At 42.2% G+C, this 26,310-nt stretch carries 20 protein-coding genes and 3 rRNA genes; 3 read left to right on the plus strand and 20 right to left on the minus strand.

Annotated features, from left to right (window positions below; genetic code table 11):
- Position 1 precedes the first annotated feature (1 nt).
- From thpR to IMZ31_RS14555, 4 genes are read right to left on the minus strand one after another with little or no spacing between them, the layout of a single operon-like run.
- Entirely contained in the window at positions 2 to 562 is a 561-nt protein-coding gene (thpR, locus tag IMZ31_RS14540) for an RNA 2',3'-cyclic phosphodiesterase (protein WP_207528026.1), read from the minus strand.
- A 14-nt stretch (positions 563 to 576) separates the two neighbouring features.
- Positions 577 to 1,767 carry an MFS transporter gene (locus tag IMZ31_RS14545; RefSeq protein ID WP_207528027.1) on the minus strand — a complete coding sequence of 397 codons (1,191 nt, stop codon included), beginning with the start codon at positions 1,765 to 1,767 and terminating at the stop codon, positions 577 to 579.
- A 20-nt stretch (positions 1,768 to 1,787) separates the two neighbouring features.
- Positions 1,788 to 3,200: a dipeptidase PepV gene (pepV, locus tag IMZ31_RS14550; RefSeq protein ID WP_207528028.1), complete on the minus strand. Its 1,413-nt coding sequence runs from the start codon at positions 3,198 to 3,200 to the stop codon at positions 1,788 to 1,790.
- Complete coding sequence (locus tag IMZ31_RS14555; RefSeq protein WP_371825508.1) at positions 3,197 to 4,282, minus strand: potassium channel family protein; 1,086 nt, start codon at positions 4,280 to 4,282, stop codon at positions 3,197 to 3,199. The genes pepV and IMZ31_RS14555 overlap by 4 nt, the downstream gene beginning before the upstream one ends.
- Positions 4,283 to 4,386: 104 nt before the next feature.
- Between IMZ31_RS14555 and IMZ31_RS14560 the strand changes: the two genes are divergently transcribed.
- Positions 4,387 to 4,605 carry a DeoR family transcriptional regulator gene (locus IMZ31_RS14560; protein WP_207528030.1) on the plus strand — a complete coding sequence of 73 codons (219 nt, stop codon included), beginning with the start codon at positions 4,387 to 4,389 and terminating at the stop codon, positions 4,603 to 4,605.
- A 69-nt stretch (positions 4,606 to 4,674) separates the two neighbouring features.
- Here IMZ31_RS14560 and IMZ31_RS14565 read toward each other — a convergent pair whose 3' ends face one another.
- Together IMZ31_RS14565 and IMZ31_RS14570 are read right to left on the minus strand one after the other, a co-directional pair.
- Positions 4,675 to 5,403: a pseudouridine synthase gene (locus IMZ31_RS14565; protein WP_207528031.1), complete on the minus strand. Its 729-nt coding sequence runs from the start codon at positions 5,401 to 5,403 to the stop codon at positions 4,675 to 4,677.
- Positions 5,404 to 5,415: 12 nt separating this feature from the next.
- Complete coding sequence (locus IMZ31_RS14570) at positions 5,416 to 7,065, minus strand: putative polysaccharide biosynthesis protein (RefSeq protein ID WP_207528032.1); 1,650 nt, start codon at positions 7,063 to 7,065, stop codon at positions 5,416 to 5,418.
- A gap of 114 nt (positions 7,066 to 7,179) precedes the next feature.
- On the opposite strand from IMZ31_RS14570, the gene IMZ31_RS14575 reads away from it, so the two are divergent.
- Positions 7,180 to 8,436: a BaiN/RdsA family NAD(P)/FAD-dependent oxidoreductase gene (locus IMZ31_RS14575; RefSeq protein ID WP_207528033.1), complete on the plus strand. Its 1,257-nt coding sequence runs from the start codon at positions 7,180 to 7,182 to the stop codon at positions 8,434 to 8,436.
- A 196-nt stretch (positions 8,437 to 8,632) separates the two neighbouring features.
- On the opposite strand, the gene IMZ31_RS14580 is transcribed toward IMZ31_RS14575, so the two are convergent.
- The 11 genes from IMZ31_RS14580 to IMZ31_RS14630 form a co-directional block, all read right to left on the minus strand.
- Positions 8,633 to 9,796 (minus strand): acyl-CoA dehydrogenase family protein, encoded by a 1,164-nt coding sequence (locus tag IMZ31_RS14580; RefSeq protein ID WP_242705573.1) that lies wholly within the window; start codon positions 9,794 to 9,796, stop codon positions 8,633 to 8,635.
- 161 nt (positions 9,797 to 9,957) lie between these two features.
- The gene (locus tag IMZ31_RS14585) at positions 9,958 to 11,070 is read right to left on the minus strand and encodes a toxic anion resistance protein (RefSeq protein ID WP_207528035.1); all 1,113 of its coding nucleotides are present in this window, start codon (positions 11,068 to 11,070) and stop codon (positions 9,958 to 9,960) included.
- Positions 11,071 to 11,074: 4 nt separating this feature from the next.
- Positions 11,075 to 12,715, minus strand: a complete 1,641-nt coding sequence (locus IMZ31_RS14590; protein ID WP_207528036.1) for a YceG family protein — start codon at positions 12,713 to 12,715, stop codon at positions 11,075 to 11,077.
- The gene (locus tag IMZ31_RS14595) at positions 12,712 to 13,722 is read right to left on the minus strand and encodes a helix-turn-helix domain-containing protein (RefSeq protein WP_207528037.1); all 1,011 of its coding nucleotides are present in this window, start codon (positions 13,720 to 13,722) and stop codon (positions 12,712 to 12,714) included. The genes IMZ31_RS14590 and IMZ31_RS14595 overlap by 4 nt, the downstream gene beginning before the upstream one ends.
- A 7-nt stretch (positions 13,723 to 13,729) precedes the next feature.
- On the minus strand, positions 13,730 to 14,824 hold the full coding sequence (locus IMZ31_RS14600; RefSeq protein ID WP_207528038.1) for a cysteine protease StiP family protein: 1,095 nt from the start codon (positions 14,822 to 14,824) through the stop codon (positions 13,730 to 13,732).
- An 11-nt stretch (positions 14,825 to 14,835) separates the two neighbouring features.
- Positions 14,836 to 16,203: a phosphoribosyltransferase family protein gene (locus tag IMZ31_RS14605; RefSeq protein ID WP_207528039.1), complete on the minus strand. Its 1,368-nt coding sequence runs from the start codon at positions 16,201 to 16,203 to the stop codon at positions 14,836 to 14,838.
- On the minus strand, positions 16,139 to 17,281 hold the full coding sequence (locus IMZ31_RS14610) for an HpcH/HpaI aldolase/citrate lyase family protein (protein WP_207528040.1): 1,143 nt from the start codon (positions 17,279 to 17,281) through the stop codon (positions 16,139 to 16,141). Before IMZ31_RS14610 ends, IMZ31_RS14605 begins: the two co-directional genes overlap by 65 nt.
- Before the next feature lie 63 nt (positions 17,282 to 17,344).
- Entirely contained in the window at positions 17,345 to 18,136 is a 792-nt protein-coding gene (locus tag IMZ31_RS14615; RefSeq protein ID WP_207528041.1) for a TerC family protein, read from the minus strand.
- 18 nt (positions 18,137 to 18,154) lie between these two features.
- Positions 18,155 to 18,733, minus strand: coding sequence for a TerD family protein (locus tag IMZ31_RS14620; protein WP_036786569.1), 579 nt, complete (start codon positions 18,731 to 18,733; stop codon positions 18,155 to 18,157).
- A 115-nt stretch (positions 18,734 to 18,848) separates the two neighbouring features.
- Positions 18,849 to 19,430, minus strand: coding sequence for a TerD family protein (locus IMZ31_RS14625; protein ID WP_036786571.1), 582 nt, complete (start codon positions 19,428 to 19,430; stop codon positions 18,849 to 18,851).
- 30 nt (positions 19,431 to 19,460) lie between these two features.
- The gene (locus IMZ31_RS14630; protein WP_207528042.1) at positions 19,461 to 20,075 is read right to left on the minus strand and encodes a TerD family protein; all 615 of its coding nucleotides are present in this window, start codon (positions 20,073 to 20,075) and stop codon (positions 19,461 to 19,463) included.
- 329 nt (positions 20,076 to 20,404) lie between these two features.
- On the opposite strand from IMZ31_RS14630, the gene IMZ31_RS14635 reads away from it, so the two are divergent.
- Entirely contained in the window at positions 20,405 to 20,866 is a 462-nt protein-coding gene (locus IMZ31_RS14635) for a GNAT family N-acetyltransferase (protein ID WP_242705574.1), read from the plus strand.
- Positions 20,867 to 20,910: 44 nt separating this feature from the next.
- Here IMZ31_RS14635 and rrf read toward each other — a convergent pair.
- The 3 genes from rrf to IMZ31_RS14650 form a co-directional block, all read right to left on the minus strand.
- A 5S ribosomal RNA gene (gene rrf, locus IMZ31_RS14640) occupies positions 20,911 to 21,026 on the minus strand.
- 199 nt (positions 21,027 to 21,225) lie between these two features.
- Positions 21,226 to 24,140 (minus strand): 23S ribosomal RNA (locus IMZ31_RS14645).
- Positions 24,141 to 24,420: 280 nt separating this feature from the next.
- Positions 24,421 to 25,983: ribosomal RNA gene (locus IMZ31_RS14650) — 16S ribosomal RNA — on the minus strand.
- The 16S, 23S and 5S rRNA genes sit together here, the layout of an rRNA operon.
- Positions 25,984 to 26,310: the final 327 nt, after the last annotated feature.

The raw sequence follows: 26,310 nt of genomic DNA on the forward strand, positions 1-26,310 counted from the left end.
CTCAAGCCTCCTCTTCTAACATGAATTTCTCAACTTCTTCATACATCGGGTTTCTACCTGGATGAATTCGGAACAATGAAAAGTGATCTACAAAGTATGTCTCTTCAAACTCCACAACCTCTTCTAAAGGTTTATGAAGCTGTTGATCACCTTTCCATTTCTTCGCTAGTGTAATGTGCGGGGAATATGATCTTCTCTCCTTAGGATACCCCGCCCTCTCACACTCTTCGCTTACATCAGTATAGAGTTGGACCAGAGCCTCGACTTTCTCCACTCCTGCCCATAACACCCTTGGCTGATCTCGTTCACCAAAGGTTCCGACTCCTTTTAAAGGGAGAGAGAAAGCAGAAGGAACTAGTCGCAAATGCCTCATACGATCTCTTAATTCCTCTATTTTGTTTTCGGCTACCCCTCCAAGAAATGTTAGGGTAATATGAAAATCTTGATGATTTGTCCATTTCTTATAAGAGACATATGGTGCTATCTCATTCTGAATAGAACTTAGACTTTGTTGCAACATTGGCGATAAAGGGATGCCGATAAAATAATGAGCTTCTGACATTATAAATCATCTCCTTATGTTCCTGCTTGAGAAGCAGAGTAAACCGTTTGATTGACTTCAGAGCGAACCAATAATATGATCAGTAACCCAATCATAGTCATAAGAGCGAAAAATCCATACATCCCATATACATTCCACCGATCAAGTAATACACCACCTATAAAGGTAAAGAACGCGTTTCCCATTCCATTTCCAACAGCTGAATACAGACCGACAGCTGTAGCTTGTACATCCTTTGGAGCCGTTTGACGAACAAACAACAAGGCTGCAGGAATGTAAAGACCAACTGATATCCCCTGTACGATTGTTGTACTGTAGACCAACATTGCCGAAGGTTCAAAGAAATAAAATAGCCACCTTGCTCCTGAAACAGAAGCACAAAGCATCATAACAGGAATAACCCCCATCTTGTTGATGACTTTTTGGGACATGTTCATAAAAGGTGCTTCACTTCCAGCAGCTAGTAAAAAGGCAATCCCAACACCAGACAAAGTACCACCTACGGTAAGAATGAACGTTCCGAAGTAATAATTATTAGCAAGTACAGGGCCAAATATTAAAAAGTTGGATAATAGAAATAAAAGAAACGTTTTTTGTTTAACTAATGTTTTAAAGCCTGACCTGAAACTCACACCTACATGTTGACCTCTCTTTGGAAAGGCACTAAGAGCTATTGCAGAAAGTACTAATCCAAAGCTAAACGCATAAAACACCCATGTTAAATCCTGAGTAATATCTGTGACCCGCCCTACAATAAAGACTGCAATGGCAAAACCAACCGCTCCCCACAAGCGGATATTGCCATACTCCTTATTGTATTGTTGAACAAAGTGGAGAGATAAACTATCGGATAATGGAACGACAGCTGATTGAAAGACTGCAATGGCTACAATCCCTAAAAATAAGGTTAAAAAAGTATCCATTTGTGTATAAAGTAATGACATTGCGCTTGCCATCAGGACAGCTATGAACAAGAGCAATCTAGGACGCCTTGTAATATCGCTGATCATTCCCCAAATCGGTTGAATGAAAATGGTCACAATTGGAATAGTAGCTACGATAAGCCCAATTTGGGTATGATCTAATCCCTGTTCATTTTCTAAGTAAACAGAAAGCAGAGGAAACAAGGATCCAAACCCAAAAAAGGCTAGCACATAGAATAGTTGGAAAAATCGATACGTCCGATTTGGTGAGGTAACATTCATAGTTGTTTCATTTCCCTTCTTTAATCTTCATCACTTGTAACAAGTTCATACAATGCTTCTGCATAAATTACAGCTGCTTGTAGTAAATCATCTATAAAAATGTGTTCATCTGCATTATGGGCCGTATCAGGGCTATGAGAGAACATTGCCCCGTAAGCTACCCCTTGGTTCAATGCCCTCGCATAGGTTGCTCCACCAATGGCAAGTGGCTCAACACTTTCACCAGTATGCTTCTCGTAGATCGCTAACAGCTTTTGGACAAACGGATGGTCTTTAGGTAGATAAATAGGTTCGAGGTGTTCTTTTATATCTACTGAAGCTCCGTCTTTATCTAATGCTTTGGTAAACACTTGGAACCATTCATCAAATGGAACGGCTACAGGATAGCGCGTGTTTAGTCCTAAATTACAAACACTATCTCCAAATGATAGAGTGCCCAAATTCATGGTTAATGGTCCAGACATTTGATCACCGCAGTTGATTGAAAAGGCCGTTCCCCGTCCATCTTCAAAGTGATATACGATCCAATTCATAAGCTCTAATACTGATTGAGAGAATGGAAGTGTTTCTAGAAACTTTGCTAGACCTACAATCGCATTTATACCGTTCCTAGGTTCCATTGCGTGAGCGGATTCACCTGTGACTGTAAGGGAATAGCCGTTGTCCTCTTCAACAATCGAACCATCATAATTGGATTGTAGAAGAAACTCTTCAAATAAAGCATCAATCTCTTCTTCTGATTCACCTTCTATTCGGGCCGTTGCTTTATAAGGAACCATATTCAAACGTTCCCCCCCATGAAATTGAACGAGATCAAGAGAAGCGGAATGATCCACGTCAATCTGCTTCGTGACCTCCATGTCTATTAGTCCCTTCTCTGCATGAATAACGGGAAACATAGCATCAGGTGAGAAACCTACTATAGGCATTTCCTCTTTACTGAAGTAGTGATCCATACATGCCCAGCCTCTTTCTTCATCCGTTCCAAGAATAAGACGAACTCGTTTCCTTGGCTCAACTCCCATATCCTTCAACCACTTCATAGCTAAGAAAGCAGCCATAACTGGGCCCTTATCGTCTTGAGTGCCGCGTGCGAATAATTTCCCCTCTTTCAAGTAAGGATCAAATGGGTCATGAGACCATCCTTCCCCAGGAGGTACGACATCAAGGTGTCCTAGAACTCCTACGATGTCTTCACCTTGACCCCACTCAATATGACCAGCATATCCTTCTACATCTTTTGTGACAAACCCTTCTGATTCACCCAATTGAAGCATATACTGTAAGGCATCTTGTATGGATGCTCCAAATGGTGCGCCTGTTTGAATCGTAGTTGGGTCATACATACTAGGGAATCTTAATAACTCTTGTAAGTGTTCAAGGAAATAAGGCTGTAGCGTTTCTAAATGTTCTTTCTCAAAATACATCGTCATTCGGTAACCTCCTTAAGAATCTGTTTATACGTCTCAGAATCACAAATGGCATATAATTCTGCATCCCCTGGAATTTGTTCATCCAACATTCGATTGATACTGAGGTTTTGACGGTCTGCAATTAATGTGGCACCGTAGCCAAGCAAGTCCTGGAATGCATCTCGGTAGGTCTGCCAACTAGACTTGGTGGGAATATGAAACAAATCATCCCCTTGCGTACGATGAAGCAATTGACTAAACACACCGGATATCCCTTTGATAAATGCAGATCGAACTGCTAAAGATGAGATCGTTTCATGAGAAAAAATAAACTCATTCACATTCACATGCTCGAAGTTTCGAATGTGATGTTCTTCCATCACTTCTACTACAGTGTGTACGTCTGGATTTAACGATTCAATCGTGGAAGAAATTAGCAGTGTTTTTCCGTCTTTTAATTGTGAATTATGTATCTCATCATCTGCAAATACAAGGACCGCTTTCGCTTCCATTATATTTGCTTGATGTAGCGTACTAGGGGAAGCAGCGTTACCACGAACATAGTGAATGGTTTCTGCTAACAGAGGTGCTTTTTCCATTGTATCAATGATGACAACCTCCGTGTCAGGCTTTGTTGCCAAAATTTCTTTTACTGCAAATGCGGCTTTTTGAGACCACCCAATAATAATGTAATGACCTTTTTCCTTGTACACAATCGTTCCATCCTCTCTCATTTTTCTAAACATTGTTAAACCATCAACGACTTTCCCAATGACGACACCAATCAGCCCAATACCTACAATGTACAGAAAGATTGCAATCAGTCGCCCACCAACAGTGACAGGATATAAATCACCATACCCTACTGTTGTAACAGTTGTCATCACCCACCAAAATCCATCAAACAATGTCGGAAACGTTTCAGGCTCTACCCATCTAATTAGGAGAGACGAGAGAAACACAAGTGCAACACTGCTAAAGAACAATAGCTGGTTATTAATCTTAATCATTTTTAATATAATTCTTCTTATCAAAATCATGGAAACCTCCCTCTTTTTTACACCCTGGTTACACTTTATTAATAAAGTGAAGGTTCTGTAAATTTAAGTTGATACACTAGCTATTATATAACGAAATGTAGTAAAATTAAGTCAACTTCCAAGATTCACAGGCACCACATCTAAAACAATCTCTAAGGAGTGGTTTTTTGAATCGTTCAACTACCCGTATGCTAAGTAGAGTAAAGGCTGTCTATTTATTTATTAGAGAGCACGGGACGGTATCAACAACAGACTTATCAGAAGAGTTTGGTATTACACACAGAACGGTCCAACGCGACCTGCACGTTTTGCAATACAATGGATTGGTTGAAAGTCCGAATCGAGGAAAGTGGGCTATAACGAGAAAAAAAGTCAAGATATCATAGTCAGTAATCGGAAACATAATTCTCTAAAGGAAGACCCGGATGAACGTATATCCGGGTCTCTTTTATCTCTTATTCACTCTTTTGACCAGTTTGCTCATACAAGAATTGAATCTCTTCGTCATTTAATTCTCTGTATTCACCTGGCTCTAAATCTTCATCTAGTTCAAGGCCTGCCATGCTCATTCGCTTCAGGTAGGTAACGGTTTTTCCAACACTTTGAAACATACGCTTTACCTGATGAAATTTCCCTTCTGTAATGACAAGTTCAATTTCGGACTCTTCTCCTGATTGAAGAATCGTCAATTCTGCCGGTTTTGTTTTATAACCATCATCTAGCGTAACACCAGCTTGGAAAGCCAACACATCGTCTTCTGTTACCTCCCCATCAATTAAAGCATAATACCTTTTCCCAACATCTTTCTTAGGAGAAAGAAGCTGATGAGTCAGTTTTCCATCATTTGTGATTAATAGAAGGCCTTCTGTGTCTTTATCCAATCTCCCCACAGGAAATGGATCAAATACGGAGTCTTCAGGTTGCAGAATATCGATCACTGTCGTATCATGCTGGTCTTCCGTAGCCGAGATAAGCCCTTGAGGCTTGTTCATCATCAAATAAATAAATTCCTTATAATCAACAGCTTCCCCAAAAACAGTCACTTCCTGTTGCTCTGGATCAACATGCGTTTTAGCATCTTTTACAGGTTGAGCGTCTACTCGCACAACACCTGATTTAAGAATTTTCTTTACTTCTTTACGGGTTCCATAACCCATATTCGCTAACAATTTATCAATTCTCACACTATTTCCTCCTTACTTCCTTTTCAAGAAGCGATCAAGCACTTTAACACGGTTTCCTAATACTCTTTCTAATAAGGTCGTCTGATATGCTACCCACAGGTAGAATATTCCACCAACACCTGCACTTATAAGTAACACAGTGAGACTTTGGAAACGACCATTTTCATAACTTAAACCAGTTAAACTTAACAACCATTTAACGACTAGCACAATGACTGTCATCAGGATTGTCAAGATTATAATAAACAAACTTCTTTTGTAGACCTGTTTATAAGAAAAGTTTGCAGCTGATCTGATCTTCCATAAATTTAGAGCAACAGCTGTGAAAGCAGCAATCCCAGTGGTCAGAATGATCCCTTTAGCCCCGAACCAGTGGATAAAAGGAATGTTGAGGATTAATTTCAGTAAAACGCCTGCCCCTAAACTAATAACCGCAAAACGCTGTTTGTTCAACCCTTGCAATATGGAAGAGGTTACAGTAAATAAAGCATAAAACATAGCAACAGGTGCATACCAACGTAGCAAGGCTCCTTGTTGCTCTATACCAACAGTTTCACTATCACCTATAGTAACCCCAAAAAATGTTCCATATGCTTCATAGGATAGTATCGATATCCCTACGACAGCTGGAAATATTAAAACGACAATAATCTGTAAAGCCTGATTCAACTGATTATTTAATTGTTGACGTCGATCTTCTGTAAATGATTTTGTAATCGTTGGCAACAAGGCTAGTGATAACCCTGTAGCAAGTGTAACTGGAATTATAACTAGTTTATGGCTATATAAATTTACAATCCCAAATAATTTCTCTGCAATTTCTCCATTCCCGACTTCAGCCATCGCCCTATTAAAGGTAAGACTGTCGATCTGCTGATAAAGAGGAGTCGCAAGCCCAACTAAAACAAACGGACCTGCATAAGTTAATAATTCTTTAAACAACGATTGCATCGAAATATCTACAGTTTCTTGTTGTTGTTCAATACGCTCATCTAGCATTGGTCTTTGTTTACGCCAGAAGTACCATAGCACAGCCACAGAAGCAATGGCTCCTATAAAGGCAGCAAAGGATGCAAAGTTTACGGCTGTCGGAATATCACCAGACCCCAATTCCATCACAACGTACACAGAGATCAATAAGAAAGCAATACGAACGAGTTGTTCAACCACTTGCGAGAAAGCAGTTGGCTCCATGTATTCATAACCTTGGAAAAATCCACGAACAATACTCATACCAGGTATAATAAGCAAAGCAAAGCTAATCATTTGAATAACCTGAGTAACATCTTCCTTCGTAATCCCTTTAGCGTCATCGGATATAGATAATTCTGCTAACAATCCTGCGCTAGAGTACATAATAATAAAAGAAAGAACTCCGGTAATCGCCATTAAGCTCATACCAGCTTTAAAAACCCGTCGGCCTGTATAATAATCACCAAGAGCATTATATTTTGAGACGAACTTCGAAACAGCTAATGGTACACCAATCGTTGATATACTTATAAAAATAGTGTACGGGATATAAGCGAAGCTTAAAAGGGTACCACCTGTATCCCCAACAAGCGCTTCGAAGGGAATGACATAGATCATTCCAAGAAGTTTCGATAAAAATGTGGCTGCTGTAAGAAGCATTGTGCCACGTAAAAGTGTAGATCCTGACATATTTTCACCTGCATTTATTGTAGTTTGCAATGGATCTATTTTATCATAGATAGAGTGAACATCGATTTCATTCTGATTACAAAATCAGATTGTATATAGAAAGGACGAACTTATATGTATGATGTAACCGTACTAGGGGGAGGCCCTTCCGGTTTAATGGCAGCCATTGCCGCTGCCGAATACGGAGCCAATACCCTCTTAATTGATAAAGGTAAGAAACTCGGAAAGAAGCTCGCTATATCTGGTGGAGGACGTTGTAACGTAACCAATCGTTTACCCCAAGATGAGGTTATTAAACACATTCCTGGTAACGGACGCTTCTTGTATAGCGCTTTTTCGACATTTAATAACTACGATATCATCGAGTTCTTTGAGAATCTAGGGGTGGAATTGAAAGAAGAAGACCACGGCCGAATGTTCCCTGCAAGCAATAAAGCCAAAGATGTCGTCAATGCCCTTCTAACCCGCATGGATGAGCTAAATATTACGATTATGAAAAATACACCAGTCGAAACGGTAAATTATGGAGAGAGTCACCACACAGTCCTCTTGGCTTCTAAAGAGGAGATCGAAACGAAGTCTCTTGTCATTGCGGTCGGAGGTAAATCTGTCCCTCATACCGGTTCAACTGGAGATGGGTACGCATGGGCAGAGAAAGCTGGGCATGTAATCACAGACCTTTATCCAACAGAAGTTCCACTTCTTAGTCAAGAGCCATTTATCCAAAGTAAAGAACTACAAGGCTTAGCCTTGCGTGACGTTGCTCTATCCGTCCTGAATCAAAAAGGAAAGACTATTGTAACACACAAAATGGACATGCTGTTTACACACTTCGGTATTAGCGGGCCGGCCGTGCTACGTTGTTCTCAGTACGTAGTTAAAGAATTTAAAAAAGGGCATCGACCAGTTCCTATGCAAATTGACTGTTTTCCAGATAAGAAGGAACATGTAGTCTTTGAAGAAGCAAGGAAGTTAATGGATGACAACCCAAAGAAGAGTGTGAAAAACATATTTAAAGGATGGGTCCCAGAACGATATCTCGAGCTGCTATTAACTCAAAACGACATTGGCCTTGAAGACCGTGCAACGAATACGTCGAACGAGAAGCTTCAGGGGTTTGTAAAAGACCTTAAACAGTTCACTTTCCATGTTCAAGATTCACAGTCTATCGAAAAAGCTTTCGTTACAGGAGGAGGCGTCTCTGTAAAAGAAGTCGTTCCAAATACGATGGCTTCAAAGAAAACGGATCGGTTATACTTTAGTGGAGAGATTTTAGATATACACGGCTATACGGGCGGGTATAACATTACCTCAGCGCTTGTAACAGGTCGAATTGCCGGCACTTATGCCGCTTATGATTCATACCAATAGTATTATTATAGACGAAGAGGGTGCCTCGCGACGAGCGAGACACCCTCTTTTCATTTAAGCTTTGTTTAAGACATTCGAAGTTATATGCGGCCTGATTCCATTTCAATCAATTCTTAAAATGTGGGTTTGGAAACTTCGAGACTAACCGTGGGCAAAAGAGCAGGCTAGTTCCCTATCCTTGCCAAGAGTCTTATGACTATAATTCCTTAATAGCTGCTTCCGCCATACTTTGTATCACCATGTCGTCCATGGGCGGATTATGCAGCCCAGCTCGAACATCCCTGTAATACTGCTCAAACGGATAGGATTTTGATAACCCTCTCCCCCCTGCTATACGCATAGCTAAATCAACTACGTCATTTGCTGTATTGGTCGCTACCGTCTTCACCGCCCCAAGAGAAGAAGCCAATATTTCTCTTCTTTCTGGGTATTGATCCCATTGCTCTGCTATAGAATACATAAAGTTCCGAGCCTGAAGTAACTTCAATTCCATTTCTCCGATTTTATCTTGAATATGAGAAACTTCTGAGATTGGGCGATCTAGACTATTTGGTTGAAATCCTTTGGCAAATTCAATCGCATCGTTTCTAGCCGCTATAGCAATACCCAAGTAAACCGCTGGAATGTGTAAAAGCCAGCCCTTAGGTCCGCCCTTCTTATCACCTTGCATTTCTACTAAATTCTTAGATGATAACATTACTTCGTTGAGTACAAGATCGTGGCTACCTGTCCCCCTCATGCCAACAGTGTCCCATGTGTAATCGACCTCAATACCTTCTTTGCTAGAATCTATTAAAAACCAGCCAACGGCGTCTCTGTCTTCTACATAAGCTGAAACAATATAGTAATCGAGGAGAGTGGCCATAGAAGTAAATGTCTTGCGACCAGTCAGTTTATATCCAGATTCTGTTGGAACAGCTTTCGTTTCAGGGACACCACCTCTTGTAGGGCTTCCTGTAGCTGGCTCAGAAGCTGCCCGATTCACAATTTTTTTCTCTGTAGATACTTCTTTCGCTAATTTGTCATATACATCTTCATCCCATATTGGTTCGTCATTTAATTCCATCATAACGCCTAAATGCCAACCAATTGATAGTGCTGTTGCTCCGTCACCAATAGCCAATCGTTCCTGTGCAAGAAGAAGCTCATATAACGAAACCTCTTCGCCCCCATATTCTTTTGATAGTGTTAACGTTATATAATCATTCTCTTTTAAATCCTGAAGTGTTTCTATTTGAAAGTCTGCTTCTTCATCTCCTTGCTTTCGCCTGGACTTAGCAAGATGAGCTACTTTTGCTGCTTTTTGATAAATGTATTCATGTCGATCATTTATTATAAACGGCTCATAGATTTTAAACACTTGAGATCCCTCCATGGTGTGATCTACTCAAATCATACTAAACCAATCAGAATTATGGAAACATATTGCATCTTATGCATCATAAAAAAGATCGCCTCTGACCTCGAGACGATCTTTCTTTTCGTATGACTATATGATTCCCTGCTTCTAGCAAGCAAAACCTAGGAAGGAGAGTTCAGTTGATCATTCTTCTTATTGTACGTATTCTGTAATTCTTGTATACGTTGACGCCCTTGATCACGAAGCTGTTTGTTCTCATCTTCGATTGCTTTTGTATCTTCCATCCCTTTAAGAATCGTATTAAAGGACTCTTCAATGGTTTCGATCTTAATACTCGGTGCACCAGCCAGCTTGGCAATCTCCGTACTCTGCTGAGCCACATTTTGAGCATTACGCTGAAGCATTTCGTTTGTGCGACGATCAAGCTCGCTCATGCCGTCCGCTACTAGTTTTTGACGCTTAGCAGCAACTGCTTGAATGACACTCGTCTTAAAGATTGGAATCGTTGTAACGAAGGCTGAGTTAATTTTGTTCACAAGCTTCGTATTCCCTCGTTGTAAAAGACGAATCTGAGGGGCTTGTTGGAACGCTACCATCTGAGCCATCTGTAAGTCATAGATTCGTTGGTCCAGAAGCTCCACTCCATTTCGAACCGTTTCAAGTTCCATAGAAGCCCTTTGATTACCTTCAGCCGCTTGCTGCTCAAGCTTTGGCATGACTTCATTCTTTAATTCTTCTGCTTTCAATTGGCCCGCTACGATATATTTATCTAATTCAAGGTAAAATTCGTAGTTCTTCTCATACATATCTTCTAGTGTATGAGTATTATCAACCATTTCATCACGGTACTTCGAGATTTCAATATTGATCTTCTCAATTTCGCCACCTAATGTTTGATATTTATCAAAGATTTTTTCAATCATCTTTTTACTACGATTGAAGAACTTTCCAATGAAGCCACCTTTGGAGTCCTCAAAGTCTTTCTTATCAAACTTGTCCATCACTTTACCAAGCTGCTTTAACATTTCAGATGAATCTTCCATGCTTGAATTTTTCATCGTTCCTAAAATTTGGTCAGAGAACTTTGAGATCTCATCGGCAGGTTCTTTACCAAATGCTAATAGCTCTGTCTGTTGACGCTCATCAATGGATTCTTTTAATTGAAGAACTTGTGGATCATTTGATAACTCTTGCTTAATCTCGTTCGCTTTATCTTCCGTTAACTTCTCTTCTACAGGTTGTAAGTCCTGTTCTGTTTGAGTTCCTTGTACCATCTGATCACTCTCCTAATAATTTTAGCAATCTTGATTTCAATTTATCTTTTATACCAAAGCTTTGCTTAAACTCTAAGTCAAACACAATATCATCAAGCATATGGAGGTCAAATACATCATCATCGACATACTGTTCTAAATCTTTGTTTCCTGTTGGACTGTAGAGAACAAGGTCTACTCCTAGCTCATGTAACAAAAGCAGGAGTACAGCATCGCTTCTCGTTAACTCTCCGTTATATTCGTTATTATAAAGGATCACTTTTGGAACATCTTGAGAATAATCGAACTTCTGCAATAGACGCATAAACACATCTGGCATTTGGGTGCCTTGCTTAAACAAATAGAGGGAGACATCCTCAGCCCTCTCTCCACTGTGTGAGAGAAGTTTGCTTTGTTCACATAAGCGAATAATCGCTTGTGCAATACCACGTTGCAATCCATCAGGCAAATGCTTGTATTGCCAGAAGTTTCCCTCCATTATTTTAGATGCATCTAACTTCCCTTCTCCATTTAACGAATTTCGATAGTGATAGAGATAGTTTCCTTTTATTTCATCTGTAAATGGAAACTGTTTAACAAGATGTGCGTTCTCTTCTTCTAGTAATTGTTGCACTCTAGACCAATATTCGTTTCGATTTTCCGTTACGCCCACTACCTTCGCAAAGATCGAAGGAATGTGGACTGTTTGATCTTCAATGTAGAAATTTGGACGAACAAATGCTTTTTCTTTAGATAGAATAAAAATTTCATCATATGTTGTCTTCATTGTAACAGAAGCAGGAATGTACTCTCTAAATTGCCATGGTTTGTAGATTTGAGAGTTATCATGATTAATCGCTCGCTCAATTTGCTTAGATGCCTTGTAAGCTACCGTCGAACTCCGTTTCTTACGCTCAGTTGGAAAAGGCAATGGATCTGCCGAGTAGGCATTCTCCACGACGATCGACCTTGAGACATCCAGGTCAAAGCGTTCAAAGATATTTAATTTAGCAGGATGATAGAGAACTAAGTCAAACCCTAGTCTATACAAATAATACAAGAAATACGTTTGACTCTTTGTTGCATCTCCGTACCATAATACTTTTGGTAAGTTTCCTTCCCCAACACTCTCGTCCATCCACGGCTGAACATGATTGTTGGTCCATTTGATTAGATCGACGATAACGCGCTGAAAGTCAGGGTCTTTTAACTGCCCGGCATGTTTATCCCCGTAAAGAGACAATACTTCCATTAGCACTTTCCGGATATGTTTATTATAAATCGTATTCGTCAGCCTTGGGAGGATCTTCTTTCCGTCTAGGAAGGCTACGAATCGGTTTGGAGTTAATGGATTTTGCTGATGCATCTTGATTAACTCTTGCAAAGATTTTAACGTATCAGAATCAATTTGCTTATTTAACTCAACGTTCAACGAATGCAATCGCGAATAGGCTTCGTCATGGGTAAGATCATAGATTTCATTGTAATACTCATCTTCGTCTTCTGTAATCCCCAATACTTGCGCTACATATTGGGGTATATATAGTGTCTTTTCTTCGACACCATAGCCGTCCCGCTCTTCATTAAGTTGCTGTATGGGTTCTTTCCATTTATACTCCTTCACCCCTTCTACTAATGTAGAATGAAGATTCTGAAACTCTGTCACAGGGTAACCCTCCTTTCAATTGAAGATGTGGATGGTAACGGCGAGCCAAAGACCGCTTTCATCCCGCTCACAGTAACAGCATAGGATGAGCCAAATTTCCGGATGGTACCCGGAGGAAAGTCACCTTTTCGCTTACGTAAAGTTGAAGAATCAATTCCCCACAATGTACATGCTGCCTTTGAACTAAGGATCTCTGGTTTATCAAGGTTCGAGGAACTAAGTAATAAAACTTCTAGCAGGAGGCTCTCTGCTGATAGAATACCGCCCTTTTCAGTGACACGAAGTGTGGGAAGGTCCTCTTTACTCACATCGAGATCACTCTCCTTTGCGGTATAGGCAATCGTCGTAGCCTTAAGCATGGGAAGATCTAGTAAAGAATCACCTGCTGAAACAGAGAATGTTTGACCTTCTTTCTCTTGTATATAAGTCACGGCATCCCCTTTGTTAATGGGGGTAGGAATTAGATAAAATTTTCTACCATGTAAAGTTGCCTTCCATCCTTGTGTACTACACCACTTCTGGAAAGAATAAAGAGCCTCATAATCTGTTTTCTCCTGATCAACAATATAATAGAAGAACCATCCATCTGCATCTCGTTCTTCCTTTAGCCAATCTTTTGGAAAGCTTTCTTTTAGTTTATCACGAACGGCCTCTCTGCTCACACATTCCTGACTACATCTTCTTACGATATGATGATGCCATTCTTGATCCACTTTTCCATTTCTAAGAATCGTAGCACCGTTTCCGACTACTGCATAAGGTGGGATCCCGTTCCCCTGAAACAACTGAATCCTTTCATATTGCTCTCTAGTACGAGTTGTTACAGGAACAAACATGACAGAAGAACGAACTTTATTCAGAAGGTGAAGAGCTGTTTCCGTGATAAAAGATCGATGTGTCCCGTTTACCACTTCAACCACCTGATAACTTCTTTCTTCTTGCACAGATTGCATAAAGCGACTGGAAAAAATAATGGTTCTATCTAAATCACTTACAAATAACATCATAATCCCCTCATACTTTTTTAATTAAGCCACAGCACGCATAAGACATTTCCTTATATTCCTCAATCGGTACATTATTCTCTTTGGCAAGTTGAAGAATATGTCCTAGTGCAGGGTCTTCCTGATCCTTAACGAGTACCTTCCACGGAACTCTTCGAAGCAACACTCTTGTTGTCTCTCCTACTCCAGGTTTTATATGGTTGATCTGCTCAATTCCCTGTTTGGCTTGAATACTTCTAACTTCCTCGAGTCCTTGCCAAGATGGAGCTGATTCTTGATTATCCAAAAACTCACTTATTCCCTTAACCATTTCTAACTCTTTTGTGATTACATCAATATACTCATTTGAACGATCATCATCTAATAACTCTGTATAATACTTCGCTCCATGAAAATCATTTTCGCTAATATAGTTTTTGTTCAAAACGGTTCTACTTACAAGGCCTGATACCGTAGAATTTAAGCATGCATTAGGAATCAAGAAATCTTCTCTCGTTCCATAGAGAGGAGAACAATGTCCAGGATCCGCCAATACCGCTAAGGTAGGATTAATAGAAAGACCTTGTTCATTTAATTTTTCACACGAATGATGTAATTCTTGTGTGATCGCACCTTTTCCTGTCCAACCATCTATAAATTGTATCTGTTCTTCAGGATGACTTCGTCTAATATAATGAATTGCATTTTCATCAATCCCCCTACCCCGAATGATTGACACACTGTAATGAGGAACATCTAGCCGATGAAATAACTTGAGATAACGTTTTACTAGTATGCCAATTGGAGTTCCTGCACGAGCTAATGAAACAAGCACAAGATCATTTCCGTTCCGCTTCAATATTTGCTCAGCCACAACGCTAACCGCATGTGCAACTTTACCTTTATTATGGTCCAACGCTCGTTTGTATAAGTTCAAATAGGCTTTGGTCGGCTTGTACTCTATAGGAAGCATCTCAGAGTAATGAACACCCGATTGTATAGCTTTCTCCCTGACTTCTAACCCTTCTTCTTCCACCTGACCGTTTAAGTTTTTAAGAAGAAACTGCACATCTTCACGAGCATAACTTCCAAATGCTTCGGCGGTACTATTATTGATTTGGGACATGTTTGCTCCTCCTATGAACTGAAATCGACAAGATGAATAACGGAAGCTCCTGTTCTCTTTAGTTGGTCGATGAAGGCTTGATCGTTCTTTCCACTTAATCCATGCTCTAGAAACACAAAGATCTCATCATAGTGCTTGTATGGAATGTTATAAAAGTGGTGTGGAATACTTTCGTCATCAGGACTTGGATAATGGTAAGCATTTCGGACACCGTATCCTTCCCGGGGTAGTGCATGAATCGGACTTCTAGTGGTAGATTGATAACGAACATTCTCCCCCATAAAAGAGGCTGCTTTCATAGGAATGTACATAAACTCCCCCGTACCAAGACATAAGGTCGATCTTCCTTTGCGTACCATTGATAGATAAGTTCCTAGTCTCTTTAATGACCTTTCAAGTTCATATTGACCATCACTACTTAACCCAAATCGTCCTGAATGAGTTAGGTAGGAACGCTCTGTTTTTTCCCCTTTTGTGGAGATAGCGTGTGTGTACTCTTCAGATTGATATGGAAAAGTTGGCTTCACTTTTAACGTTCGAACATCGGCTTCAATTAAATGGTTAAACTCTTCTGATATAGATGCTAGGTTGGATACACCACTAACTTCAATCGTACCACTGACAAGACTTAAAACATGGATGGTAATCCCCAATTTTTCTTCTAAATTAAGAAATCGTTGTCTATGTTCTTTAGAGCGCCAGTCTAAGATAGCGAGAACCGTATATTCCTTGCGAGGAAAAGTCTTATGAAGGGCTTCGATAATATTTAGAGCCGTCTTACCAGTCGTAATTTCGTCATCCACTAAAACGATCGGGTCATCATTTTGGAACAACTCCTCATTCCCGTAACATATTTGATCTGTGGCATGAGAATGTTCTTCTTGGAATTCAAAAGTAGGTTCAACACCATCTAACACTTCTCTTGTGGAATGGATATAATGAGCGTTTTGAAAGTTTTCAAATACTGACTGACCTAAAGCTGTAGCCGTTTCAGCAAATCCAATAAACAAGTGAGGTTGCGGTAGTATAATTTGAGCTGAACGATCACGGTTTTGGTTTGTTTTGTAATACGCTACGGAATCAACCCATTCGGAACGTGTAGAATGCTCTCCCCCAAGCACTCTTTCTTGATAAAGAACAGCAAGCAAAGCTCCTGTATCAAGCGCTCTTTGAGGTTCGACAGGAATGTGCTTACCTAGAAGCTTACTAACAAAAAGGAAGCTTCTATTTTTATTTATTCGTGCTGCCATACAAAAAAGTTCATTCATGTCCAAATCAAAAGGGTTTGACTCTTCCTGTACCGTTACTAGGAGGTCATCCGTTATTTGAAATGGGAATACCTTCTTTTTCGAGTAAGTTAACGTATGATTTGTCTTCATGGAACACCCCGTAAACATTTGATTTCATAATTATTTCCCTGGCCCAACGAAGGTGTGGTTTGGCTTCGTTCATCTTGTTCGCATAAGGGCTAATCGATACCCCATTATCCCCACCTTCTCCGTTTTTATGTACAATCTCAAGCGCGTCTCTATAATCTTCCTTTGATACAACATGCATGGCATTAACCAGCTCAATATGAGAAGGATGAATAATCGTCTTCCCACATAGTCCGTTAAGCTGATCCTTTTGAATTTCTTCAATAAATCCATGGACATAAGGAGACCCTTCAGTAATTGCTGTATGTGTATCAGCATATTTCCTATCAAAGAACTCCCAAACAGGCCCAGAAATCATATACTCTTCACTATTTCTTCCAAAGAAATTGACCATATCTCCAATAAAATCATTTAATAAAGAAATATCATAGATGGTACTATCAAATTTTCTTCTCATACCATAGATCCCACTTAAATCCGTTCCACCGATTCTGATATTTAAGATAAGGTGACGAAACTCATCAAATAACATTCGAAGCGAATTCATTTCTTGCAGACGAGTTTCTTTATAAAGAAACTCTTCTGTTTCAATAATTGGCATCGCATAGAGTTGCAAGTCCATTTCTTCATTAATCGATTGGAGTTCTTGTAAATACGTAAGACCATTTCGACGGCAAAACTTAGGAAGTACAAACCCCGTTATAATGTGTAGAACCTCTTTTAATTCTTGAGCAATCCGTTTCATCTGTTCAACATTACGAACTCTAATGAACAAGAAAGGCAGGTCTTCTTTCTCGATCCCCAACGCTCGAAGCGATCGCACTTCTTGAATCAGGTGCTCTTCTGCTTCTTGAACGTCTTCGTCATTAATCGAATCCTCTAAGCAGAGTACTGCTGAGGACAAGCCTGGCAATTGATACATTAGCCTAGGCCCAATACGATCTTTAAGAGCAGGTATATATAGAGTAGCCCCCAAAGCTCGTGCGATCTCCCTTTTAGAAGAGAAGTGACCAATGAACTGAGGGGCCTTGTAAAAAAGCTCGCCATAATCAGTTGAGGTTAACATGTTAAAATGCTTCATAGTTCAAGTTCCTCTCAAATATCAAAATAAATGATACAAAAAAAGGAGGAATACCTCCCCCTTTTATTGATGATCTTCCGTGGCTGCAGTCTGGGCAGAGGAAGAACCTTTTCTCATATAGTGAACAATAAATGTAATCGCAAAAGCACCTACGATAAAGCCGAAGAACCACCAGTGTCCTATATGCACATGTGCGATGCTTAGACCCATCTTAACTGCAATAAAGCCTATTAGTACGTGAGCCGTTACTTCTAACTCTGGCACATTGTGCAGAAGCTTTAAGAAAACACCGGCAATACCACGCATCATGAGAACTCCTAACATTCCGCCGACAAGCAAAACCCAAACTTGTTCACTTACAGCAAAGGCAGCCAAAATGCTATCTACTGAGAAAGCGACGTCCATAATTTCGACCCCGATAACCGTACCCCAGAATAGACCGAAAGTGCGGACCAGAATGCCATTTTTGTTCATGCCATTTGCTTCAGCATCGTCTTCAGTTTGTTTTTGCTTATAATAGTCAATAAAGAACTTAATGCTTAACCAAGCAAGATAACCTGCTCCTAGTATTTTCACCCACCAAAGCTTGATGAGGAACATACCTAAACCAATTGCAATAAACCTGAAGACATATGCGCCTAACAAACCATAAAATAGAGCTTTCTTCTGCTGTTCATTTGGCAGATGCTTAACCATAACCGCAAGCACTAATGCGTTATCAGCTGAAAGTAGGCCCTCAAGAATAATTAACGTCCCAATGTATCCCCAGCTTACTGGGTCTGATAACACTTCAGCCCACATGGACCAATTAAAAAACTGAGCATATGTGTCTAATATGCCTTGTAATATCTCCATAATTCTCCTCCTAGATGATTAAACCTCTAAGCCGTAATTTCTGCATAATGCAGCAAGACCTCCGGAGAAGCCACTTCCTACAGCGCTAAACTTCCATTCTCCATTATGACGGTACAACTCACAGACGACAACAGCCGTTTCAATAGAAAAATCTTCTCCCAAGTCATAACGTACTAGTTCTTGGCCGTCTTCTTCGTTAGCTACACGGACAAATGCATTGTGGACTTGTCCAAAATTTTGACTGCGTGCATCTGCATCATGAATGGTTACTGTAATGGCAACCTTTTCTACTGTAGAAGGGACTTTTGAGAAGTCAACTGTAAGCTGCTCATCATCACCTTCCCCTTCACCGGTGCGGTTATCACCTGTGTGAGCTACAGCACCACTTGGGTCTTGTAAGTTGTTATAAAATACGAACTCAGCATCGTTTTGAACATTTCCATTAGCATCTGTTAGGAACGCTGAAGCATCTAGATCGAAACTAGCTCCACTATCATATTGGTTGATATCCCATCCAAGTCCAATGACTGCCTTAGTTAAGCCTGGATTTGTTTTTGTTAGATCGATGCGTTGGCCTTTAGAAAGTGAAATAGACATAGGTAGTCTCCCTTCGTTCTCTATTGTTTCTCATATAAAAGGGGCTCCCTCCCATCTAAGACATAAGCGTACGTGTCCTGAACAGGAGGAACAGCCCCATGTAATCGATAAGTGTTTACGCTACTGTTAATCCGAAGTCAGTTGCTAAAGCAGCTAATCCACCTTCGTAGCCACTGCCGATTGCGCTAAACTTCCATTCGCCATTATGGCGGTACAATTCACCTACAACTACAGCCGTTTCAATAGAGAAATCTTCTGCTAAGTCATAACGAATCAACTCTTCCTGACTATCTGCGTTTAAGACACGCACGAATGCATTTGAGACTTGTCCGAAATTCTGTCCGCGTGCTTCTGCATCATGAATTGTAATTGTGAAAGCGATCTTTTGCACATCTTGTGGGACTGTGCTTAAATCGATTTGGACTTGCTCATCATCACCTTCACCTGCGCCTGTTAGGTTATCCCCTGTATGTTCAACAGCTCCATCAGCACCAGTATTATTGTTATAGAAAACGAAATCTTGGTCTGAACGAACTTTACCAGAATCATTTAGTAAGAAAACAGACGCATCTAAATCGAAATCTTTTCCTGTATCAAATTTATTAACATCCCATCCAAGTCCTACTGTTATCTTTTTAAGTCCTGGATTACCTTTTGTTAAATCAACTTTTTGTCCTTTTTGTAAACTTACAGCCATGTTCATTCTCTCCTTTAATAGATTATTAGTTTATGAGTATTTCTGCACAATCTCACTTAGGGAAACGTCATTCGTCGCTTCGCCAACAGCAGCAAACTTCCACTCTTTACCGTCACGGTATAGCTCACCTGGTATGAGCGTTGTTTTACCAGTATGATTGTCCGTTAAATTAAAACGGATAAGCTCTTCGTTATTTTGATCGTTCTGAATGCGAATAAAAGCATTTTGAATCATTCCGAAATCTTGATTACGTCTTTTCGCATCATAGATATTCACAACAAATACGAGTTTATTATATTCAGCAGACACTTGATCTAGGTTAATAAACACTTGTTCATCATCGCCTTCGCCTGCTCCAGTTAAGTTATCTCCAGTGTGAGTAATGCTTTGATCTGAGCTTTTTAGATTTCCAAAGTACACAAGGTCACCTTTATGTACGAATTTGTCATCTTTTAGCATGATAACGGATGCGTCACAGTCAATTTCAGGACCGCCCCCGCCTCCACCAAATAGTGCACCTAATAGTCCACCCTTTTTGCCAGAGTTCTGAACTGGGTCCCAACCAAGACCTACCATAACCTTCTTGAGTCCTGGGTTGCTTTTTGTTAAATCAACACGTTGACCTTTCTGTAATGAAATAGCCAAATTCTCACACTCCTTAATAATGTACAACCATATGTCACGCTTGCGTGATCCACATCTCGACAATACAGTTTATTGATAATTTTGTCAAATCAGCACACTTAAATATAGCTTTTTAAGTACCAATATGTATTACGGTTTAACTGGCTAGATCGTTTCATATTTTTATATTTTAATTGAACTTTTTCAATTGGGCACAGAAGTGACGAGAAGCTTGGGGATCTTGTATAAGATCGGTTCACATTTCACCGGATCACATATTATGTTACCCTTTCTTTATCAACAGGCATTAGATAGTATGACTGTCGAAAACGATGAATGGAGGAAGCATGGTGAGAGATTACGACATTTGTTTTGTGGATTCAGGAAACCGGGAAAATCTTTTCCCTTTGTTAAAATTAGCGGATGATAGCGAAGATAAAATCTGGGAGTATATACACGAGGGAGAACTATATAAAATTACACAAGATTATGAAACAGTAGGGGTTATTCTTTTTACTTTTCCTGCTGAAGGGCAAGTAGAAATTAAGAATATGGCTCTTATACATACTAAAAGAGGGAAAGGAATGGGAAAGGAGCTAATTCAGAAGTTTTCAATATCCTACAAAAGAAAAAGTTACACAAGTATGATTGTGGGAACAGCAAATTCTAGTATTGGGAATTTAGCCTTTTATCAAAAAGCAGGGTTCCGATTCGATGCCATAAAAAAAGATTTCTTCAGCTCTTATAATGAACCAATTGTAGAATATGGTATTCAGGCAACTGATATGGTCATGCTAAAAAAGAATATATAAACATAAAAAACAATGACTCAAATGATGAGTCATTGTTTACTTTTGCATGGCGGCGTCCTACTCTTGCGGGGGTGAAACCCCGACTACCATCGGCGCTGAAGAGCTTAACTTCTGTGTTCGGCATGGGAACAGGTGTGACCTCTTCGCCAAAACCGCCATACTATTGTTTTGTTTGAAGGAGTACCTTCAAAACTAGATAAGAATTAAGACATCGTGCCTGCTCACGTGTTTGCGCTTGAGCTGACTTCCAGCTCCAACTCCCAGACCCTAGCGTATAAGTCATCTTTTCTACAAAGGCTAACGCCTTTTCCAAAAATCTGTCTTATCCGTACGGGTCTAAGCGGTCGTTTGCGCTTTAGATAGATAAGCCCTCGATTTATTAGTATCGGTCAGCTGCACGTGTCACCACGCTTCCACCTCCGACCTATCAACCTTGTCGTCTACAAGGAATCTTACTCACTCGAAGTGATGGGAAATCTCATCTTGAAGTGGGCTTCATGCTTAGATGCTTTCAGCACTTATCCCTTCCGCACGTAGCTACCCAGCTGTGCTCCTGGCGGAACAACTGGTGCACCAGCGGTGCGTCCATCCCGGTCCTCTCGTACTAAGGACAGCTCTCCTCAAATTTCCAACGCCCACGACGGATAGGGACCGAACTGTCTCACGACGTTCTGAACCCAGCTCGCGTACCGCTTTAATGGGCGAACAGCCCAACCCTTGGGACCGACTACAGCCCCAGGATGCGATGAGCCGACATCGAGGTGCCAAACCTCCCCGTCGATGTGGACTCTTGGGGGAGATAAGCCTGTTATCCCCGGGGTAGCTTTTATCCGTTGAGCGACGGCCCTTCCATGCGGCACCGCCGGATCACTAAGCCCGACTTTCGTCCCTGCTCGACTTGTAGGTCTCGCAGTCAAGCTCCCTTGTGCCTTTGCACTCTGCGAATGATTTCCAACCATTCTGAGGGAACCTTTGGGCGCCTCCGTTACTTTTTGGGAGGCGACCGCCCCAGTCAAACTGCCCACCTGACACTGTCTCCGGACCGGATCACGGTCCTGGGTTAGAATGTCAATACAGCCAGGGTGGTATCCCACGGATGCCTCCACCGAAGCTAGCGCTCCGGTATCGACGGCTCCCACCTATCCTGTACAAGCTGTACCAACATTCAATATCAGGCTACAGTAAAGCTCCACGGGGTCTTTCCGTCCTGTCGCGGGTAATGCGCATCTTCACGCATAGTATAATTTCACCGGGTCTCTTGTTGAGACAGTGCCCAATTCGTTGCACCTTTCGTGCGGGTCGGAACTTACCCGACAAGGAATTTCGCTACCTTAGGACCGTTATAGTTACGGCCGCCGTTTACTGGGGCTTCGGTTCAAAGCTTCGCATAAGCTAACTCATCCCCTTAACCTTCCAGCACCGGGCAGGTGTCAGCCCCTATACTTCACCTTTCGGTTTCGCAGAGACCTGTGTTTTTGCTAAACAGTCGATTGGGCCTTTTCACTGCGGCTCCTCCTATGAAGGAGCACCCCTTCTCCCGAAGTTACGGGGTCATTTTGCCGAGTTCCTTAACAAGAGTTCTCCCGATCACCTTAGGATACTCTCCTCGTCTACCTGTGTCGGTTTGCGGTACGGGCACCTCTTTCCTCATTAGAGGCTTTTCTTGGCAGTGTGAAATCAGGAACTTCGGTACTATAGTTCCCTCCCCATCACAGCTTGTGATTGATGCACGGATTTGCCTATGCATCTCACTCACTGCTTGGCCGCTCACATCCAGTGGAGCGGATTCCCTATCCTACTGCGTCCCCCCGTCATTCAAACGGAAAGGAGGTGGTACAGGAATATCAACCTGTTATCCATCGCCTACGCCTTTCGGCCTCGGCTTAGGTCCCGACTAACCCTGAGCGGACGAGCCTTCCTCAGGAAACCTTAGACTTACGGTGGAAGAGATTCTCACTCTTCTTTCGCTACTCATACCGGCATTCTCACTTCTAAGCGCTCCACCAGTCCTTACGGTCTGACTTCACAGCACTTAGAACGCTCTCCTACCATTGTTCGTAAGAACAATCCACAGCTTCGGTGTTATGTTTAGCCCCGGTACATTTTCGGCGCAGAGTCACTCGACCAGTGAGCTATTACGCACTCTTTAAATGATGGCTGCTTCTAAGCCAACATCCTGGTTGTCTGAGCAACTCCACATCCTTTTCCACTTAACATAAACTTAGGGACCTTAGCTGGTGGTCTGGGCTGTTCCCCTCTCGACTACGGACCTTATCACTCGCAGTCTGACTCCCAAGGATGAGTCGTTGGCATTCGGAGTTTGACTGAATTCGGTAACCCGATGAGGGCCCCTAGTCCAATCAGTGCTCTACCTCCAAGACTCTTACCTTGAGGCTAGCCCTAAAGCTATTTCGGAGAGAACCAGCTATCTCCGTGTTCGATTGGCATTTCACCGCTACCCACACCTCATCCCCGCACTTTTCAACGTGCGTGGGTTCGGGCCTCCAGCCAGTGTTACCTGGCCTTCACCCTGGACATGGGTAGATCACACGGTTTCGGGTCTACGACCACATACTATTTCGCCCTATTCAGACTCGCTTTCGCTGCGGCTCCGATTTTTCATCTTAACCTTGCATGGGATCGTAACTCGCCGGTCCATTCTACAAAAGGTACGCTGTCACCCATTAACGGGCTCCAACTACTTGTAGGCACACGGTTTCAGGTTCTATTTCACTCCCCTCCCGGGGTGCTTTTCACCTTTCCCTCACGGTACTGGTTCACTATCGGTCACTAGGGAGTATTTAGCCTTGGGAGATGGTCCTCCCGGATTCCGACGGAATTCCTCGTGTTCCGCCGTACTCAGGATCCACTCCGGAGGAAACAAGATTTTGACTACAGGGCCGTTACCTTCTTCGGCTGACCGTTCCAGATCATTCATCTATCTTGTTTCTTTGTAACTCCAATGGAGTGTCCTACAACCCCAGAGAGCAAGCTCTCTGGTTTGGGCTAATTCCGTTTCGCTCGCCGCTACTCAGGAAATCGCGTTTGCTTTCTCTTCCTTCGGGTACTGAGATGTTTCAGTTCCCCGAGTCTACCTTCCTTAACCTATGTATTCAGTTAAGGATCCTACCCCATTACGGGTAGTGGGTTTCCCCATTCGGAAATCTCCGGATCATAGCCTACTTACGGCTCCCCGAAGCATATCGGTGTTAGTCCCGTCCTTCATCGGCTCCTAGTGCCAAGGCATCCACCGTGCGCCCTTATTCACTTAACTATCTAAAATCAATGTGAAAAGACGCATCATAATGATGCTTACGTTAAATCTAACGTTGGTTTGATGTCTAATTCTTATCTAGTTTTCAAGGTACTGTTTGAAAGCATTTGAGCTTCCAAAACCGAACGAAACAAACATGAACGCGATATTGTGTCTAGCTCCGGCGACTAGGGTCTAGCGAGATAAGCGATCTATTCTGCAGTGGCTAATGCCACTTCCGAACAGCTCACTTATCCGTACGACCCTAATCAGTCGCCTGCGCTTTCCGTGTTATCCTTAGAAAGGAGGTGATCCAGCCGCACCTTCCGATACGGCTACCTTGTTACGACTTCACCCCAATCATTGGCCCCACCTTCGGCGGCTGGCTCCAAAAAGGTTACCTCACCGACTTCGGGTGTTGCCAACTCTCGTGGTGTGACGGGCGGTGTGTACAAGGCCCGGGAACGTATTCACCGCAGTATGCTGACCTGCGATTACTAGCGATTCCGGCTTCATACAGGCGAGTTGCAGCCTGCAATCCGAACTGAGAATGGTTTTTTGAGATTTGCTTGACCTCGCGATCTCGCAGCCCTCTGTACCATCCATTGTAGCACGTGTGTAGCCCAGGTCATAAGGGGCATGATGATTTGACGTCATCCCCGCCTTCCTCCGGTTTGTCACCGGCAGTCACCTTAGAGTGCCCAACTGAATGCTGGCAACTAAGATTAGGGGTTGCGCTCGTTGCGGGACTTAACCCAACATCTCACGACACGAGCTGACGACAACCATGCACCACCTGTCATTCCGTCCCCGAAGGGAACTCCCTATCTCTAGGGATAGCGGAAGATGTCAAGACCTGGTAAGGTTCTTCGCGTTGCTTCGAATTAAACCACATGCTCCACCGCTTGTGCGGGCCCCCGTCAATTCTTTTGAGTTTCAGCCTTGCGGCCGTACTCCCCAGGCGGAGTGCTTAATGCGTTAACTTCAGCACTAAGGGGCGGAAACCCCCTAACACCTAGCACTCAACGTTTACGGCGTGGACTACCAGGGTATCTAATCCTGTTTGCTACCCACGCTTTCGCGCCTCAGCGTCAGTTACAGACCAGAGAGTCGCCTTCGCCACTGGTGTTCCTCCACATATCTACGCATTTCACCGCTACACGTGGAATTCCACTCTCCTCTTCTGTACTCAAGTTCCCCAGTTTCCAATGGCCCTCCACAGTTGAGCTGTGGGCTTTCACATCAGACTTAAGAAACCGCCTGCGCGCGCTTTACGCCCAATAATTCCGGACAACGCTTGCCACCTACGTATTACCGCGGCTGCTGGCACGTAGTTAGCCGTGGCTTTCTGGTTAGGTACCGTCAAGGTACCAGCATTTCCTCTGGTACTTGTTCTTCCCTAACAACAGAACTTTACGATCCGAAGACCTTCATCGTTCACGCGGCGTTGCTCCGTCAGACTTTCGTCCATTGCGGAAGATTCCCTACTGCTGCCTCCCGTAGGAGTCTGGGCCGTGTCTCAGTCCCAGTGTGGCCGATCACCCTCTCAGGTCGGCTACGCATCGTCGCCTTGGTAAGCCGTTACCTTACCAACTAGCTAATGCGCCGCGGGCCCATCCATGAGTGACGGCCGAAACCGCCTTTTACCAGTGAACCATGCAGTTCACTGGGTTATTCGGTATTAGCTCCGGTTTCCCGGAGTTATCCCGATCTCATGGGTAGGTTGCCCACGTGTTACTCACCCGTCCGCCGCTCGATCCACAACAATCACCCCGAAGGGATCATGTTGTTTCACGCGCTCGACTTGCATGTATTAGGCACGCCGCCAGCGTTCGTCCTGAGCCAAGATCAAACTCTCCATAAAGTTAGAGTTTGCCTAGCATCATATAAATGATTACTGGCTTTAAAATAATTTAAAGACATTGACGTTACATGTTGTTTCGTTCAGTTTTCAAAGATCAAATGTAACTTGTCCTCTTGTCGAGGAAAGTAATTATATGTTATCACATGTCTTAACATGGAGTCAATGAAAAATTAACATTTCCTTAACGTTTCTTTAACTCAATGATGACTGCGCTGTGCGTTATCGCGACAGCAAAAATAATATTACAGCATTAAATGAAAAAGGTCAATGAAATCATAGTATTTTTTTAAATTTATTTTAGACATGACTAAACTTAGCTATAATCCA

The organism is Pontibacillus sp. ALD_SL1 (assembly GCF_017355605.1).